The sequence below is a fragment of the Streptococcus mitis genome (assembly GCF_002096755.1).
GTDB classification, from domain to species: domain Bacteria; phylum Bacillota; class Bacilli; order Lactobacillales; family Streptococcaceae; genus Streptococcus; species Streptococcus mitis_AC.
On record NZ_NCVF01000024.1, the window covers coordinates 37,334 to 51,617 of the forward strand.

Here is a 14,284-nt window from a genome sequence, read left to right on the forward strand (position 1 = left end):
CTGGTATGGGAGATAAACCGATATCTTTCCGAGATGCGGATGGGAATTTCGTTTCCGCCGCAGACCTTTGGAATGAAAAGAAATTGGAAGAACTATTTAATCGTCTCAATCCAAATCGTGCCCTAAGATTGGCACGAACTAAAAAAGAAAATCCATCTCAGTAAAGAATATAACAAAATTCCGTGCCTCATCAGACACGGAATTTTGTTATTCTTCAAAGAAAAATGGAGGGGCGAATTTTTTCAGTTCTTCAAAACAATTTTGGGCAGCTTCCGTATCTTCACAGATGACAAGGCAGACATCATCACCACAGAGGGTAGCGATAGCGTCAGGGAAGTTCAAAGCATCAATGATAGAACCAAAGGATTGAGCAAGTCCAGGAAGGGTTTTTAGTAGGACTTGATGTTGAACGGGGCGCATCAAGACAAGAGCATCTTCCATGTAAATTTCGAGGCGTTTTTCCCATTTTGAGATAGAACCTGTATTGAGCACGTAGTAAGAGTTGTCTTCTTCTCGTACTTTTGAAAGGTTCATACTTTTAATATCTCTCGAAAGTGTAGCTTGTGTAACTTGAATATCATTATCGGCAAGAAGAGCTTGTAGCTCAGCTTGAGTATGAATCTTGTTTTTCGTTACAAGAGCTCGTATGAGTTGGTGTCGGTGTTCAGATTTATTCATAAAATATTACTCCTTGTACAAGGTACAGAAAGCGTGGACTGAACGAGAACGTCAGTCGAGTGGTAAGCGGTATTGTCACGTATGATGATTTTAAAGTCAGTAGTATAAAGGACTATACGGAGGAAATCTCCTTCTTTTAACTTGTCACTAGTTGGGTGTAGATGAATAGGCTATCTATCCGTTTATCTACATTGGTGTCCTCTACTAACAGTAAATCATTCAATTAGGGTAGCCTTTTGTCACGACTTCTTGTGAATTTACGATTAATGTTAATTCACAGAGATTTTCCAACATGTAGTGTGGTAGCGTGTATTATAGAGGGTTACACATGTAAGTTATGGGGATTAGTATCTTTTGTTCAAACTCCAGTTATGGGCTTATCATAAGTCTTTCTTTGAGAGTGAATTTGATACTAAGTTTATGTTTCCTTAGACTATTCAAGTGGAAATCTTCCATATTGAAAGTCTGATATCATACCTTTTGACAAGGTAGGATAAGACTAGACTGTTCTAGATCGACAGTCAGGTGGTAAGCGGTATTGTCACGGATTGTGATTTCAAAGTCAGTAGTATAGAGGACTAAACGAAGAGTATCTCCTTCTTTTAACTTGTAAATAGTTGGTTGCAGTTCAAACTGGATATCCATCCATTCATCTGCAGTAATATTCTCTACTAACAATAAATCATTTCTATTTTGTAAATTGAGGTAGCCTTTTGTCACGACGCGTTGTGCATTTTCACGAAAAGGCAATTCGTTAAGATTTTCCAACATGTAGTAGCGACCGTTGTCAATGGTTCTAGCACTTAAAACAGCTGGATAAGGTTGTAGGTATTTTTTTTGTCCATGTTCCATTAGTTGGGCAGATAAGAGCCCCTTATTTGTACTGGATTTGATACGAAGATTGAGTTGGGCACGACCGTTCAAGTGAAGATCTTTGGTTACAGGAAAGTCAATAGTAATCTGATTGACTTTCCCTTGATAGAGTTCTGTATTGAAGGTCTGGTATGTCTTACCATAACGCTCAAAATCCTTATCTGAGTACAGGTTTTGAATAACTTGCTCTTCTTGACCAAGTGAGAATGTTTCAAAGTTATCTTGCTCACCGAAGGTATCAAGTGATAACCAAGTCTGAGGAGCTGTATTATCCTGCCAAATGACAGTAGGGAGTTGAAAATCTGTATCTTCTCCCAGTAATTTCTTAGTCAATAAGGCATTCATGGATTCACGGAAGTCAATGGACTGCCAGTTGTTCATGTACACATGGGCGCCATTATGGAAAAAGAGGTGCTTGTTTATATGAGCTGGAAGAGCATGAAACATCTGGTAAACATGAAGTGGTTTGACATTCCAATCCTGAGAACCATGAGTAAAGACAACCTCTGCTTTTACCTTATGGGCATTGAGCAGATAGTTACGGTCATGCCAAAACTGGTTATAGTCGCCGGTCTTTCGTTCCAGTTGTTCTTTTACTTTTTCTAAGTCAGCTTGGTGAGCCTCATTACCACGGGTATAGTCGCCAGCCAAGAGGTTACGAGAGTAGGTTAGTTCAGCAAGGGAGTCAAAGTCCTCACCTGGATAACCACCTGGGCTGGTTACCAGACCGTTTTCACGGTAGTAGTTGTACCATGAAGAAATGCCAGCCTCGGCAATGATAACCTCTAAACCATCTACACCTGTAGTCGCCAGACCATTGGACATGGTACCTAGATAGGAAAGTCCAGTTGTGGCAACTTTTCCGTTTGACCAGTCAGCTTTGACTTGACGCTGGCGCGTATGGTCAGTAAAGGCACGGCAGCGGCCATTAAGCCAATCGATGACATTTTTATAAGCCTCGATTTGCTGGTAGTCTCCGTTAGTCATGAAACCAGTAGAGTCTTTGGTACCAACACCTGATACATAGAGATTGGCAAAACCTCGTGGAAGGAAGTAGTCGTTGAGTGTATAGCTAGCGTTGATGTGCGTTAGCATTTCCTCAGCTTCTGACACAAGCTCAGCTTGACCTTGAGGTTGGACGAGATTTAGTTGAGGTTCCTCTAGCTCAATCTTGTGAGCAGGTTTAACCTCGAGATTGCCCTCCATCTTGTAGAGAGCCTTGTCACTAGCCTTGTCATTTGTTCCTTGATGATAGGGACTGGCTGTCATGATAGCAGGGATTTGCCCGTCATAACGAGGACGAATAATGCTGACCTTGACTAAGTCTGGTAGCCCTTTTCGGTCAGTATCGACACGAGTCTCAACGTAAACAACTTCACGAATGGCATCATGGCTAGAAAAAGTAGCCAAACTCTTGCCGTTAAAGTAGTGGTAGTCATTATCCTCAGGAATAAGACCGTCACTGATAAGTTGGTCGATAAGAGTATTTCCCTTTTTGGTGCGAGTATTGAGTAACTGATAGAGATTTTCAATCAAGTCACCATATACAATGGGAAAACCAGTTTCTTTACGAAAAACATCACTGTCTTCAAAGTCAGTTAAATAAGAAAAACCTAAGAGCTGAAAGACTACAGTATAGAAAATATCTGCAGTCAGTTCTTTGTCTGACTGAAAAAATGTCAGTAAGTCAGTTTTTTTATCTGAAGAAAGTATAGACAAGGGATAATCTATATTTTGATATGTGAAATAAATTTTACGAATAAAGTCCTCAAATTGCTTTTTTTCTGAATCAGTAGGTTTTAGGTTGAAACCTAAAGAAACTAAATCATTCAGGGCCTGCGTTGATGAAGTTTTAAGATAGCTGTATTGATTAAAACGCATAAGACCTCCTATTTACGAAATATATTAAGGTTATTATATCAAAAAATAGAGAGAAAAGAAACTATAAAAATTAACAGAAATTATAATAAATAAAAATAAGTACTTATAAAATAAACATGTAAAATGATAAGCTTAAATACAAAAATATTAGTGGTGCTGTTGGAAATCAGACAAGGATTGTCTAATTAACTATGATTTGAGCTACTAGATATTAAAGCATCAGTAATAGTAATAGAAATTTTAAGAAAATGGTATAATATAGTGAGAACGATAGAGGAGAAGTGTAAATTGATCGCACAACTAGATACAAAAACAGTCTATAGTTTTATGGAGAGTGTCATTTCAATTGACAAGTATGTGAGAGTAGCAAAAGACTATGGATACACTCATCTGGCTATGATGGATATTGACAATCTTTATGGGGCTTTCGACTTTCTAGAGGTTACAAAAAAATACGGCATTCATCCTTTGTTAGGACTTGAAATGAATGTGCTTGTAGATGACAAGGATGTGAATCTGCGCTTTTTAGCTCTATCTAGTGTGGGCTATCAGCAGTTGATGAAACTTTCAACAGCCAAGATGCAGGGGGAGAAAAGTTGGTCAGTTCTATCTCAGTATCTAGAGGATATTGCGGTAATTGTGCCTTATTTTGAAGAACTTGAGTTGTTAAATCTAGGCTGTGATTATTATATAGGGGTTTACCCAGAAACACTGGCCAGCGAATTTCACCATCCAATCTTGCCCCTTTATCGGGGCAATACATTTGAAAGTAAGGATAGAGAAGTTCTTCAAGTATTAACAGCGATTAAAGAAAATCTACCACTCAGAGAAGTCCCCTTGCGTTCACGACAAGATGTTCTTTTATCAGCAAGTTCTTTAGAGAAATTATTCCAAGAACGTTTTCCGCAAGCCTTGGACAATTTAGAAAAACTTATTTCAGATATTTTGTATGACTTGGATACTAGTCTGAAATTGCCTCGTTTTAATCCAGCTAGACCAGCCGTAGAAGAGTTGAGAGAACGTGCTGAACTGGGTCTTGCTCAGAAGGGGTTGTCTAGTAAAGAATATCAAGACCGTCTAGACCAAGAATTGGCTGTTATTCATGATATGGGCTTTGATGATTATTTCTTGGTTGTCTGGGATTTGCTGCGTTTCGGACGTTCGAATGGCTACTACATGGGAATGGGACGGGGTTCTGCAGTAGGTAGCTTGGTTTCTTATGCCTTGGACATCACAGGGATTGACCCAGTCGAGAAAAACCTGATTTTTGAACGTTTCCTCAATCGTGAACGCTATACCATGCCTGATATTGATATCGATATTCCTGATATTTATCGTCCAGATTTTATCAGATATGTTGGCAATAAATATGGTAGTAAACATGCGGCCCAAATCGTTACTTTTTCAACCTTTGGAGCCAAGCAAGCTCTACGAGATGTCTTAAAACGCTTCGGTGTTCCAGAGTATGAATTATCTGCAATTACCAAGAAAATCAGTTTTCGGGACAATCTCAAGTCGGCTTATGAGGGCAATCTCCAGTTCCGTCAGCAAATCAATAGTAAGTTAGAATACCAAAAAGCCTTTGAGATTGCTTGCAAGATAGAGGGCTATCCAAGACAAACCTCTGTCCATGCGGCTGGTGTTGTGATTAGTGACCAGGATTTGACGGACTATATTCCTCTGAAGCATGGTGATGAAATTCCACTGACTCAGTATGATGCTCATGGTGTTGAAGCTAGTGGGCTTTTGAAAATGGACTTTCTGGGATTGCGAAATCTGACCTTTGTCCAGAAAATGCAAGAGCTGCTTGCTGAAACAGAAGATATTCACTTGAAAATAGAAGAAATCGATTTGGAAGACAAAGAAACGCTGGCTCTTTTTGCATCTGGCAATACAAAGGGTATCTTTCAATTTGAGCAACCTGGTGCTATTCGCTTGCTCAAGCGTGTGCAGCCAGTCTGTTTTGAAGATGTCGTAGCGACTACGTCTCTAAATCGACCAGGTGCTAGTGATTATATCAATAATTTTGTGGCAAGAAAGCATGGTCAGGAAGAAGTGACTGTTCTGGATCCAGTACTGGAGGATATTTTGGCTCCAACCTACGGCATTATGCTCTATCAGGAGCAGGTTATGCAGGTTGCCCAGCGTTTTGCTGGATTTAGTCTTGGGAAAGCCGATATTTTGCGTCGTGCTATGGGGAAAAAGGATGCTTCTGCCATGCATGAGATGAGGGAATCCTTTATTCAAGGGGCATTAGAAGCTGGTCATACTGTGGAAAAAGCAGAGCAGGTCTTTGATGTCATGGAGAAGTTTGCTGGTTATGGTTTTAACAGGTCACACGCCTATGCTTACTCAGCCTTGGCCTTCCAGTTGGCCTATTTCAAAACGCATTATCCAGCTATCTTTTATCAGATCATGTTGAATGCTGCCAATAGTGATTACTTAACAGATGCCCTAGAATCAGGCTTTGTAGTAGCCCCTCTGTCCATCAACACTATTCCCTATCACGATAAAATTGCAAACAAGTCTATCTATCTAGGTTTGAAATCGATTAAGGGAGTCAGCAAAGATTTGGCGCTTTGGATTATTGAACATAGACCTTATTTTAACATTGAAGATTTTATAGCTAAATTACCTGAAAATTATTTAAAACTTCCTTTGCTAGAACCTTTGGTAAAAGTTGGTCTTTTCGATTCATTTGAAAAAAATCGTCAAAAAGTATTTAATAACTTAGCTAATCTATTTGAATTTGTAAAAGAGTTAGGTAGCTTGTTTGGAGACACCATTTATAGTTGGCAAGATTCGGAGGACTGGACAGAGCAAGAAAAATTCTACATGGAACAAGAGTATCTAGGAGTAGGCGTCAGCAAACATCCACTACAAGCTATTGCAAGTAAGGCTATTTATCCGATTTCTCCCATTAGTAATTTGTCAGAAAATAGCTATGCTATTATATTGGTTGAAGTTCAGAAGATAAAAGTAATTCGTACCAAAAAGGGTGAAAATATGGCTTTCTTACAGGTTGATGACAGTAAGAAAAAATTGGATGTTACACTCTTTTCAGATTTATATCGACAGTTTGGTCAGGAAGTAAGAGAAGGAGCATTCTACTATATCAAAGGGAAAGTCCAGTCACGTGACGGTCGTCTGCAAATGATTGCACAAGAAATAAGAGAAGCAGTTGCTGAGCGATTTTGGATTCAGGTGAAAAATCATGATTCGGACCAAGAGATGTCACGTATTTTAGAACAGTATAAAGGCCCAATCCCAGTCATTATCAGGTATGAAGAGGAACAGAAAACTATTGTTTCTCCCCATCATTTTGTGACTAAATCTGATGAATTAGAAGCGAAATTGAATGGAATCGTTATGAAAACGATTTATCGCTAAAATTACGGAAAATAGAAGAATTTTCAACGTAAATGTGGTATAATCAGTAAGAATGTTAAAAGAAAAAGGAGCATAACCAATATGAAACGTATTGCTGTTTTGACTAGTGGTGGAGACGCCCCTGGTATGAACGCTGCCATCCGTGCAGTTGTTCGTCAAGCAATTTCAGAAGGAATGGAAGTGTTTGGTATCTATGACGGATATGCTGGTATGGTTGCCGGTGAAATTCATCCCCTAGATGCAGCTTCAGTAGGAGACATCATTTCTCGTGGTGGTACTTTCCTTCACTCAGCTCGCTACCCAGAGTTCGCTCAACTTGAAGGGCAACTTAAAGGGATTGAGCAATTGAAAAAACACGGGATTGAAGGTGTAGTTGTTATCGGTGGTGACGGATCTTACCACGGTGCTATGCGTTTGACTGAGCATGGCTTCCCAGCTATCGGTCTTCCAGGTACAATCGATAACGATATCGTTGGTACTGACTTCACAATCGGTTTTGACACAGCGGTTACGACTGCTATGGATGCTATCGATAAGATTCGTGATACGTCATCAAGTCACCGTCGTACTTTTGTTATCGAAGTTATGGGACGTAACGCAGGTGATATCGCTCTTTGGGCAGGTATCGCAACTGGTGCTGATGAAATCATCATTCCTGAAGAAGGCTTCAAGATTGAAGATATCGTAGAAAGCATTAAATGTGGTTATGAGTGTGGTAAAAAACACAACATCATCGTCTTGGCAGAAGGTGTAATGTCTGCAGCTGAATTTGGTCAAAAACTAAAAGAAGCTGGGGATACAAGCGACCTTCGTGTGACAGAACTTGGACATATTCAACGTGGTGGTTCTCCAACTGCGCGTGACCGTGTTTTGGCGTCACGTATGGGTGCCCATGCTGTTAAACTTCTTAAAGAAGGTATCGGTGGTGTTGCGGTTGGTATCCGTAACGAGAAAATGGTTGAAAACCCAATTCTTGGAACTGCAGAAGAAGGAGCATTGTTTAGCCTTACTGCAGATGGTAAGATTGTGGTTAACAACCCACACAAGGCTGACCTTGAGCTATCTAGCTTGAATAAGAGCTTGTCATAATTTATAATTTAGTTAATAAGACCAAAAAGGTCATATATAAAGGAGTCACAAAAATCATGAATAAACGTGTAAAAATCGTTGCAACTTTGGGACCTGCGGTAGAAATCCGTGGTGGTAAAGAATTTGGTGATGACGGATACTGGGGTGAAAAACTTGATGTTGAAGCTTCAGCTAAAAACATTGCCAAATTGATTGAAGCTGGTGCTAACACATTCCGTTTCAACTTCTCACACGGTGACCACCAAGAACAAGGTGAGCGTATGGCAACTGTTAAACTTGCAGAAAAACTTGCAGGTAAAAAAGTTGGTTTCCTTCTTGATACAAAAGGACCAGAAATCCGTACAGAATTGTTCGAAGGTGAAGCTAAAGAGTATTCATACAAAACTGGTGAGAAAATCCGTGTTGCAACTAAACAGGGAATCAAATCAACTCGTGATGTGATTGCATTGAACGTTGCTGGTGCTCTTGATATCTATGATGATGTTGAAGTTGGTCGTCAAGTTTTGGTTGACGATGGTAAACTTGGTCTTCGTGTGGTTGCTAAAGATGATGCAACTCGTGAATTTGAAGTTGAAGTTGAAAACGATGGCGTAATTGCTAAACAAAAAGGTGTTAACATCCCTAACACTAAAATTCCTTTCCCAGCACTTGCTGAACGCGATAACGATGATATCCGCTTCGGTCTTGAACAAGGTATCAACTTCATCGCGATTTCATTCGTACGTACTGCAAAAGACGTTAACGAAGTTCGTGCAATCTGTGAAGAAACTGGAAATGGACATGTTCAATTGTTCGCTAAAATCGAAAACCAACAAGGTATCGATAACTTGGATGAAATCATCGAAGCTGCTGATGGTATCATGATCGCTCGTGGTGACATGGGTATCGAAGTACCATTCGAAATGGTTCCAGTTTACCAAAAAATGATTATCACTAAAGTCAATGCTGCAGGTAAAGTTGTTATCACTGCAACAAACATGCTTGAAACAATGACTGAAAAACCACGTGCAACTCGTTCAGAAGTATCAGACGTATTTAACGCTGTTATCGACGGAACTGACGCTACAATGCTTTCAGGTGAGTCTGCAAACGGTAAATACCCACTTGAGTCAGTAACTACAATGGCTACAATCGACAAGAACGCTCAAACTCTTCTTAACGAATACGGTCGTTTGAACTCAGATTCATTTGAACGTAACTCTAAGACAGAAGTAATGGCTTCAGCTGTTAAAGATGCTACTAACTCAATGGATATCAAATTGGTTGTAACTCTTACTAAGACAGGTCACACTGCACGTTTGATTTCTAAGTACCGTCCAAATGCTGACATTTTGGCATTGACATTCGACGAATTGACAGAACGTGGATTGATGTTGAACTGGGGTGTTATCCCAATGTTGACAGATGCTCCATCATCAACTGACGATATGTTTGAAATTGCTGAACGTAAAGCAGTTGAAGCAGGTCTTGTACAATCTGGTGATGATATCGTTATCGTAGCTGGTGTACCACTTGGAGAAGCTGTACGTACAAACACAATGCGTATCCGCACAGTACGTTAATTAAAATAAAAAGCCTATCATATTAAGCTTTCTAGCCTGTATGATGGGCTTTTTTTGTCCATGGGGCAAAAATGGGGCAAAATTTTTTACTTTCGATTTAATGCGACGGTATCAAGTGCGTCAAGCACTGCTTGCTCCAGACCTTTAATAATGTGAGTGTTGATTTGATGGGGCGTCTTAGCGGCATTATTCCAAATCCGCGTCATAATAGCTTTTAAAGGGATGTTGTTTTCTTCACGCAAACTTCCTAAAATATTTAGTTTAGATACAGATAAAAAATAACTCCCTGATGACTCAAGGAGTTATTTCTATCTAAATTAGTTTTTAGAAGCAGCTTGGAATTCTGGGTTTTTCCACGCTTCGTCAATAATAGCTTGTAATTCTTTAGCAGATGCTTGCATTTTTTGAGTTTCTGCGTCGTTCAATGGGATATTTACTGGACGAACGATACCATGTGCACCAACAACAGCTGGTTGACCGATAAAGACGTTTTTAACTCCGTATTGACCTTCTTGGAATACTGAAAGTGGAAGTACTGCGTTTTCATCGTCAAGGATTGCTTTAGTAATACGAGCAAGGGCTACTGCGATACCGTAGTATGTTGCACCTTTTTTGTTGATGATTGTGTAAGCTGCGTCACGAACACCTTCGAACAATTCAATCAATTCAGCTTCTTGAACATTTTGAGTGTCTTTAAGGAATTCTTCAAGGTTTACACCAGCGATGTTAGCGTGTGACCAAACAGCGAACTCAGAGTCACCGTGTTCACCCATAATGTAGGCGTGCACTGAACGAGCATCAACATCCAATTTTTCAGCAAGTGCTTGACGGAAACGTGCTGAGTCAAGTGAAGTACCTGAACCGATAACACGTTCTTTAGGGAAACCAGAGAATTTCCAAGTTGAGTAAGTCAAAACGTCAACTGGGTTAGCAGCAACAAGGAAGATACCTTTGAAACCTGATTCAACAACTTGAGTTACGATTGATTTGTTGATAGCAAGGTTTTTACCTACAAGGTCAAGACGAGTTTCACCTGGTTTTTGAGGCGCACCTGCAGTGATTACAACAAGGTCAGCGTCTGCACAGTCAGAGTATTGAGCTGCATAGATTTTTTTAGGTGAAGTGAAGGCAAGGGCGTGACTAAGGTCAAGCGCGTCACCAACAGCTTTTTCATGCAATTGTGGAATTTCGATAATTCCAAGCTCTTGTGCAATTCCTTGGTTAACAAGTGCAAAAGCGTAAGAAGAACCTACAGCACCATCACCGACAAGGATAACTTTTTTGTGTTGTTTAGTTGAAGTCATTATTCTAAACATCTCCTTAATTTTATTCAGGGATTTCCCCAGTTATTTTAATTCTATCACTTTTAAAAAGCTTTGTCACGGATATGCATTTCAGTTCTTGATGTAAACGTTTTAGTGATTTTAGATACCTGAAATATAGCGGACATTATGGTATAATATAGTTAATTACTAATAGTGAAATGAGGCATTTATTAATGCAGGATAGAAATTTAGTGAATGTCAATCTGACAAAGGAGATGAAGACGAGTTTTATCGATTACGCCATGAGTGTTATCGTAGCGCGGGCCCTTCCTGATGTTCGAGATGGCTTGAAACCTGTTCACCGTCGGATTCTCTATGGAATGAATGAATTGGGTGTTACTCCAGACAAACCCCATAAAAAATCTGCTCGTATTACAGGGGACGTCATGGGTAAATACCACCCACACGGGGATTCCTCTATCTATGAAGCCATGGTCCGCATGGCTCAATGGTGGAGTTACCGTTACATGCTTGTCGACGGCCATGGAAACTTTGGTTCCATGGATGGTGATGGTGCTGCCGCCCAACGTTACACCGAGGCACGCATGAGCAAGATTGCTCTGGAGATGCTTCGTGATATCAATAAAAATACAGTTGATTTCGTTGATAACTACGATGCCAATGAACGTGAACCCTTGGTATTGCCAGCGCGCTTTCCAAATCTTTTGGTTAATGGAGCGACTGGTATTGCGGTTGGGATGGCAACAAATATTCCACCTCATAACTTGGGTGAAACCATTGATGCAGTGAAGTTGGTCATGGACAATCCTGAAGTGACTACTAAGGACTTGATGGAAGTTTTGCCTGGTCCAGATTTTCCAACAGGTGCCCTTGTCATGGGGAAATCAGGTATTCATAAGGCTTATGAAACAGGTAAAGGTTCTATTGTCCTTCGTTCTCGTACTGAAATTGAAGAAACTAAAACTGGCCGTGAGCGCATCGTTGTGACAGAATTTCCATACATGGTAAATAAAACCAAGGTACATGAGCATATTGTTCGTTTGGTTCAGGAAAAACGCATTGAGGGAATAACAGCGGTACGTGATGAGTCAAACCGTGAAGGTGTTCGATTTGTTATCGAAGTTAAGCGCGATGCCTCAGCCAATGTTATCCTCAACAATCTTTTCAAGATGACCCAGATGCAAACTAACTTTGGTTTTAATATGTTGGCGATTCAAAATGGGGTACCGAAGATTTTGTCTCTTCGTCAGATTTTGGATGCTTATATCGAGCACCAAAAAGAAGTGGTTGTTCGTCGTACACGTTTTGATAAGGAAAAAGCGGAAGCACGTGCTCATATTTTAGAAGGTCTCTTGATCGCACTAGACTATATCGATGAAGTGATTCGTATCATTCGTGCTAGTGAAACAGATGCGGAAGCACAAGCTGAGTTGATGAGTAAGTTTAAGCTTTCTGAACGTCAAAGTCAGGCCATCCTTGATATGCGTCTTCGTCGTTTGACAGGTTTGGAACGCGATAAGATTCAGTCTGAGTATGATGACCTCTTGGCTCTGATTGCGGATTTAGCAGATATTCTAGCTAAGCCGGAACGTGTTTCTCAAATCATTAAAGATGAATTAGATGAAGTTAAACGTAAATTTGGTGACCAACGTCGTACGGAATTGATGGTCGGTGAAGTCTTAAGCCTCGAAGATGAGGATTTGATTGAAGAAACGGATGTCTTGATTACACTTTCTAATAAGGGATACATCAAACGTCTCGACCAAGCTGAGTTCACCGCTCAAAAACGTGGTGGTCGTGGTGTTCAAGGTACAGGTGTTAAGGATGATGATTTTGTCCGAGAGTTAGTGTCAACTAGCACTCATGATCACCTACTCTTCTTTACAAATAAAGGCCGTGTTTATCGCCTGAAAGGCTATGAAATTCCTGAGTATGGTCGTACAGCTAAGGGCTTGCCAATCGTCAATCTTTTGAAATTAGATGAAGGTGAAAGTATCCAGACCATCATCAATGTTGAGTCTGAACGTAGTGATGATGCTTATCTCTTCTTCACAACCCGTCATGGTATTGTGAAGAGAACCAGCGTTAAGGAATTTGCTAACATTCGTCAAAATGGACTTAAAGCACTGAATCTTAAAGATGAAGATGAGTTGATTAATGTCTTACTAACAGAAGAGGAAACGGATATTATCATTGGTACCAAGTTTGGTTATGCAGTTCGCTTTAATCAATCAGCTGTTCGTGGTATGAGTCGTATCGCCACTGGTGTGAAAGGTGTTAACCTTCGTGACGGAGACACAGTTGTTGGTGCTAGTGTGATTACAGACCAGGACGAGGTTCTTATCATCACAGAAAAGGGCTATGGTAAGCGCACAGTTGCGACCGAATATCCAACTAAAGGTCGTGGTGGTAAAGGGATGCAAACCGCTAAGATTACAGAAAAAAACGGTTCTCTTGCTGGACTTATGACAGTTAAAGGCGATGAAGATTTGATGATTATCACTGATACTGGTGTCATGATTAGAACCAACGTTGCCAATATTTCACAAACAGGTCGCTCAACTATGGGAGTTAAAGTGATGCGCCTGGACCAAGATGCTAAAATTGTGACCTTTACGACGGTTGCAGCGGCAGAAAAAGAAGAAGTTGGGACTGAAAACGAAATAGAAGGTGAAGCATAATGTCTCATAAAAAGAACAAAAAGAAAACAAACCGTAAAAATTTACTAATCAATTTCTTGGCAGGGTTTTTAATCATCTTGTCAGTGGCTTTGATTTTCAATTCAAAAATTCGTGATATGTTCATGGTTTGGAATACCAATAAATACCAAGTCAGCCAGGTATCAAAAGAAAAATTGGAAGAAAATCAAGATACAGAAGGGAATTTTGACTTTGATTCCGTAAAAGCCATCTCGTCAGAAGCTGTCCTATCCTCACAATGGGATTCGCAAAAATTGCCTGTTATTGGTGGGATTGCTATTCCTGAAGTAGAAATTAACTTGCCTATTTTTAAGGGGCTTGATAATGTCAATCTCTTCTATGGAGCTGGTACAATGAAGCGTGACCAAGTGATGGGGAAAGGAAACTATTCACTTGCGAGCCACCACATCTTTACAGCAGAAAATGCCAGTCAAATGCTCTTTTCTCCATTATCACGCGCTAAAAATGGGATGAAAATTTATCTTACTGATAAGGATAAAGTTTATACCTATGAAATCCGTGAAGTGAAGCATGTGACTCCAGATCGCGTTGATGAGATTGATGACCGTACTGGAGTTGATGAAATCACACTTGTAACCTGTGTTGACTATGATGCGACAGAACGTATTATCGTAAAAGGTGACTTGAAAGATACAAAAGATTATTCACAAACACCTGAAGAAATTCTAACAGCTTTCAATCAACCATATAAACAACGTTATTAAAGATAAATCAGTAAAATCTTAGGTTTTACTGATTTTTTATAGATTGAATTTCAAAATAAACTGTTATGAAATACAGAAAACGCTTCCTTAATTCTAAAGTT

At 39.9% G+C, this 14,284-nt stretch carries 9 protein-coding genes; 6 read left to right on the plus strand and 3 right to left on the minus strand.

Going from position 1 to position 14,284, the window contains the following annotated elements:
• Window positions 1-5: 5 nt before the first annotated feature.
• A complete protein-coding gene (locus B7700_RS06355) occupies window positions 6-164 on the plus strand; it encodes a hypothetical protein (RefSeq protein ID WP_084887835.1) in 159 nt (52 codons plus the stop codon).
• A 43-nt stretch (window positions 165-207) separates the two neighbouring features.
• Here the strand turns inward: B7700_RS06355 and B7700_RS06360 are convergent, their stop codons facing one another.
• Complete coding sequence (locus B7700_RS06360) at window positions 208-678, minus strand: arginine repressor (protein WP_084887837.1); 471 nt, start codon at window positions 676-678, stop codon at window positions 208-210.
• A 471-nt stretch (window positions 679-1,149) separates the two neighbouring features.
• A complete protein-coding gene (locus tag B7700_RS06365; protein WP_084887839.1) occupies window positions 1,150-3,432 on the minus strand; it encodes a Xaa-Pro dipeptidyl-peptidase in 2,283 nt (760 codons plus the stop codon).
• A gap of 288 nt (window positions 3,433-3,720) precedes the next feature.
• On the opposite strand from B7700_RS06365, the gene B7700_RS06370 reads away from it, so the two are divergent.
• From B7700_RS06370 to pyk, 3 genes are all read left to right on the plus strand, one after another.
• Window positions 3,721-6,822: a DNA polymerase III subunit alpha gene (locus B7700_RS06370; protein WP_192855670.1), complete on the plus strand. Its 3,102-nt coding sequence runs from the start codon at window positions 3,721-3,723 to the stop codon at window positions 6,820-6,822.
• Between the two features lie 81 nt (window positions 6,823-6,903).
• Window positions 6,904-7,911, plus strand: coding sequence for a 6-phosphofructokinase (gene pfkA / locus B7700_RS06375; RefSeq protein ID WP_000820863.1), 1,008 nt, complete (start codon window positions 6,904-6,906; stop codon window positions 7,909-7,911).
• Between the two features lie 56 nt (window positions 7,912-7,967).
• Window positions 7,968-9,473: a pyruvate kinase gene (gene pyk / locus B7700_RS06380; protein ID WP_084887843.1), complete on the plus strand. Its 1,506-nt coding sequence runs from the start codon at window positions 7,968-7,970 to the stop codon at window positions 9,471-9,473.
• Window positions 9,474-9,790: 317 nt separating this feature from the next.
• On the opposite strand, the gene B7700_RS06385 is transcribed toward pyk, so the two are convergent.
• Entirely contained in the window at window positions 9,791-10,777 is a 987-nt protein-coding gene (locus tag B7700_RS06385) for an L-lactate dehydrogenase (RefSeq protein WP_000204728.1), read from the minus strand.
• A 194-nt stretch (window positions 10,778-10,971) separates the two neighbouring features.
• On the opposite strand from B7700_RS06385, the gene gyrA reads away from it, so the two are divergent.
• Together gyrA and B7700_RS06395 are read left to right on the plus strand one after the other, a co-directional pair.
• Window positions 10,972-13,440: a DNA gyrase subunit A gene (gene gyrA / locus B7700_RS06390; RefSeq protein WP_084887845.1), complete on the plus strand. Its 2,469-nt coding sequence runs from the start codon at window positions 10,972-10,974 to the stop codon at window positions 13,438-13,440.
• Window positions 13,440-14,183 carry a class A sortase gene (locus B7700_RS06395; RefSeq protein ID WP_084887846.1) on the plus strand — a complete coding sequence of 248 codons (744 nt, stop codon included), beginning with the start codon at window positions 13,440-13,442 and terminating at the stop codon, window positions 14,181-14,183. Before gyrA ends, B7700_RS06395 begins: the two co-directional genes overlap by 1 nt.
• Window positions 14,184-14,284 lie beyond the last annotated feature (101 nt).

Excerpts from the sequence above, each read along its gene's own strand:
- B7700_RS06355 (WP_084887835.1), top strand. The coding sequence starts at position 6 with ATGGGAGATAAACCGATATCTTTCCGAGATGCGGATGGGAATTTCGTT.
- B7700_RS06360 (WP_084887837.1), bottom strand. The coding sequence starts at position 678 with ATGAATAAATCTGAACACCGACACCAACTCATACGAGCTCTTGTAACG.
- B7700_RS06365 (WP_084887839.1), bottom strand. The coding sequence starts at position 3,432 with ATGCGTTTTAATCAATACAGCTATCTTAAAACTTCATCAACGCAGGCC.
- pfkA (WP_000820863.1), top strand. The coding sequence starts at position 6,904 with ATGAAACGTATTGCTGTTTTGACTAGTGGTGGAGACGCCCCTGGTATG.
- pyk (WP_084887843.1), top strand. The coding sequence starts at position 7,968 with ATGAATAAACGTGTAAAAATCGTTGCAACTTTGGGACCTGCGGTAGAA.
- B7700_RS06385 (WP_000204728.1), bottom strand. The coding sequence starts at position 10,777 with ATGACTTCAACTAAACAACACAAAAAAGTTATCCTTGTCGGTGATGGT.
- gyrA (WP_084887845.1), top strand. The coding sequence starts at position 10,972 with ATGCAGGATAGAAATTTAGTGAATGTCAATCTGACAAAGGAGATGAAG.
- B7700_RS06395 (WP_084887846.1), top strand. The coding sequence starts at position 13,440 with ATGTCTCATAAAAAGAACAAAAAGAAAACAAACCGTAAAAATTTACTA.